At 31.7% G+C, this 3,502-nt stretch carries 3 protein-coding genes; all 3 read left to right on the top strand.

The features are described 5' to 3' along the window. A partial coding sequence (locus AADI82_RS14480; RefSeq protein ID WP_341217130.1) for an EamA family transporter occupies positions 1–437 on the top strand: 437 nt, incomplete at its 5' end. Between the two features lie 167 nt (positions 438–604). Continuing rightward, positions 605–1,558, top strand: a complete 954-nt coding sequence (locus tag AADI82_RS14475) for an acetyl-CoA carboxylase carboxyltransferase subunit alpha (protein ID WP_341217129.1) — start codon at positions 605–607, stop codon at positions 1,556–1,558. Between the two features lie 168 nt (positions 1,559–1,726). Continuing rightward, positions 1,727–3,268 (top strand): replicative DNA helicase, encoded by a 1,542-nt coding sequence (gene dnaB, locus AADI82_RS14470; protein WP_341217128.1) that lies wholly within the window; start codon positions 1,727–1,729, stop codon positions 3,266–3,268. The last annotated feature ends 234 nt before the right edge of the window (positions 3,269–3,502 follow it).

Raw genomic sequence — 3,502 nt, 5'->3', positions numbered from 1 at the left:
CCTTTTTTTCATCATTATTTGCAGTCCTTAATGGGAGTTTCTTAAAACAAAGTACAGCTACAGTTATTTCATTTTATGAGTTTTTAAGTGGTGTATTATTCATATCTATCTATATATCCCTTTTTGGTGAAGGATTTACAGGCGATTTTTTCAATCTAAGCACTTCAGATTTTGGTTACCTTTTCATTTTGGCATCCATTTGTACAGCTTATGCATTTATTGCATCTGTTTATGTTATGAAACTTATTAGCCCATATACCGTGGTGTTAACTTATAATTTAGAACCCATTTACGGTATTATACTAGCTGTTATTCTTTTTCCTGAAAAAGAAAAGATGACTCCAGAATTTTATTATGGAGCTTTTGTAATTATTACAACAGTTATGCTAAATGGAATTCTAAAAAATATAAGAACATTAAAAAGAAAACGTTCTTAGCAGTGTAACAAAATTAAAGTTTTTTATATTTACTCAAATCATACTATTTTGATAATTAAGATTTCGTGAAATTTAAATTTTATTTCGTTTTGTTTGTAATTTTAAAACAAAATAAAATATGTAATTTTGTATCCTAACCAAGATTAACAGTCGAAACAAAAATTCTTATGGAATATTTAGAATTTGAATTACCTATAAAAGAGCTAGAAGATCAGTTGCTAAAGTGTCAAGTAATTGGAGAAGAAAGTGAAGTAGATGTTACTGAAACTTGCTCACAAATTGAAAAGAAACTAAAAGTTACCCAAAAAGATATTTATAAAAACCTAACGCCTTGGCAACGTGTACAATTATCGCGGCATCCTAATAGACCATATACTATGGACTATATTAATGCCATTTGTGGTAGTACATTTTTAGAACTCCATGGCGATAGAAGTTTTAAAGATGATAAAGCCATGATTGGTGGCTTAGGTAAAATTGGTGATCAGAGTTTTATGTTTATTGGTCAACAAAAAGGCTATAATACTAAAACACGCCAATATAGAAATTTTGGTATGGCTAACCCTGAGGGGTATCGTAAAGCATTACGTTTAATGAAATCTGCCGAAAAATTCGGAATCCCAGTAGTTACACTTTTAGATACACCCGGAGCTTATCCTGGTTTAGAAGCAGAAGAACGCGGACAAGGAGAAGCCATTGCTAGAAATATTTTAGAAATGACTCGTTTAAAAGTGCCTATTATAACTATAGTTGTTGGTGAAGGTGCATCAGGTGGTGCATTAGGCATAGGTGTAGGCGATAAGGTGCTAATGTTAGAAAACACTTGGTATTCAGTAATTTCCCCAGAATCATGTTCTTCTATTCTTTGGAGAAGTTGGGAATTTAAAGAACAAGCTGCAGATGCTTTAAAGCTAACCGCTAGCGATATGAAAAAACTAAAGCTAGTAGATGAAATTATTAAAGAACCACTTGGTGGAGCTCATAGAGATAGAGAAAAAACATTTACAACTGTTAGTGCAACAATTTTAAAAACTTTCGAAGCACTTAAAAACTTATCACCAAAAGATTTAGTATCTCAGCGTATGGATAAATATGCACAAATGGGAGTTTATAAAGGGTAAACCTTTTAAAACCATAACATAGCAAAATCTGAAGTTAACAACTTCAGATTTTTTTATGGTTATCGACAATATTTGTAAGTTATTAACAGTTAAATTGTTAACGACAGGTTAACAATCAAGATTCATTTTTCATAATAAAACACATTCAATTTAATTACTTTCGTAGTTATGAAACAACCTAACCAACTCCAAGGATATAAAGTAGATAAAAGTACTATTATTAGTCTTGAAAAAGGAAAAATACCACCTCAAGCACTTGATTTAGAAGAGGTTGTGTTAGGAGCGATGATGATTGATAAAAAAGGAGTTGATGAGGTTATCGATATTTTAAGTCCAGAGGCATTTTACAAAGAAGCACATCAGCATATTTTTGAAGCCATTTTTCATTTGTTTGAAAATAGTGAACCAGTCGACTTATTAACCGTTTCAACACAGTTAAAGAAAAACTCAAAGCTAGAGTTATCTGGTGGCGATTTTTATTTGATTTCTTTAACTCAAAAAGTATCATCTTCGGCACATATCGAGTTTCATGCACGTATTATTTTACAAAAATTTATTCAGCGTAGTTTAATAAAAATTTCAAGTGAAATTATTGAAGATTCTTACGATGAAACAAAGGACGTTTTTGATTTATTAGATAAAGCCGAAGCTAAATTATACGAAGTCACTCAAGGAAATATTAAAAAATCGAGTGAAACGGCACAAGATTTAGTAATTCAAGCCAAAAAGAAAATTGAAGAAATTTCAAATAAAGAAGGACTCAGTGGTATTCCAACTGGGTTTAATAAACTCGATAAGTTAACATCGGGTTGGCAACCATCCGATTTAATTATTGTTGCTGCCCGTCCTGGTATGGGTAAAACAGCTTTAACATTATCTATGGCAAGAAATATTGCTGTAGATCAAAATATTCCAGTGGCTTTCTTTTCATTAGAGATGGCTTCAGTACAATTAATAACCCGTTTAATTTCTAGTGAAACTGGGTTGTCTTCTGAAAAATTACGTACAGGAAAACTAGAAAAGCACGAGTGGGAACAACTTAACGTAAAAGTAAAAGGCTTAGAAAAAGCACCTTTGTTTATTGATGATACACCATCACTTTCTATTTTCGATTTGCGTGCCAAAGCGCGACGTTTATCATCACAACATGGTATAAAATTGATTATGATTGATTACTTACAATTAATGACTGGAGGAAGTAGTCATGGAGGAAATCGTGAGCAAGAAATCTCGATGATTTCAAGAAACTTAAAAGCATTAGCAAAGGAGTTGAATGTTCCAGTGATTGCTTTATCACAGTTATCGCGTGCTGTTGAAACCCGTGGAGGAAGTAAACGACCATTATTATCAGATTTACGTGAATCGGGTGCAATTGAGCAAGACGCTGATATTGTATCGTTTATTTACAGACCAGAATATTATAAAATTGATGAATGGGATGACGATGAACGTTCTCCAACTGAAGGTCAAGCAGAATTTATTATTGCAAAACACCGTAACGGTGGTTTAGAAAATATTAGATTAAAATTTGTTGGACACTTAGGTAAGTTTGATAATTTAGATGATTTTGATTCACCTTTCGAGTTTCATTCAAAAATGAATGCTGCCGCAAACGATGATACCTTTAAAACAGATAATTTTAAAGCTAGTCCAGATCAAGCGTTTGGTAGCTCGTTTAATGATGATGATGAAAGTGATGTTCCTTTTTAAGAATTAATCTTCTGTTAAACATATTATGCAAAGATTAAATTTTAAGTATCTTTCAACATCAATAAACAAGATTTGTCATTTCGAAGAATAAATGACTAAGAAATCATATTAAGTTTAGCCTCATTTTGAAAAAAATATTTATCATCTTACTTTTTATGTGTTTAGGGTTTAAATCCTATGCATCCTACATCCTAATTCCTATGGATGTAGAGAGTCAAAAAAATCATCTTAAAG

This window comes from uncultured Wocania sp. (assembly GCF_964021735.1).
GTDB lineage: Bacteria > Bacteroidota > Bacteroidia > Flavobacteriales > Flavobacteriaceae > Wocania_A.
This window is presented reverse-complemented; position numbering and strand designations above follow the sequence as displayed.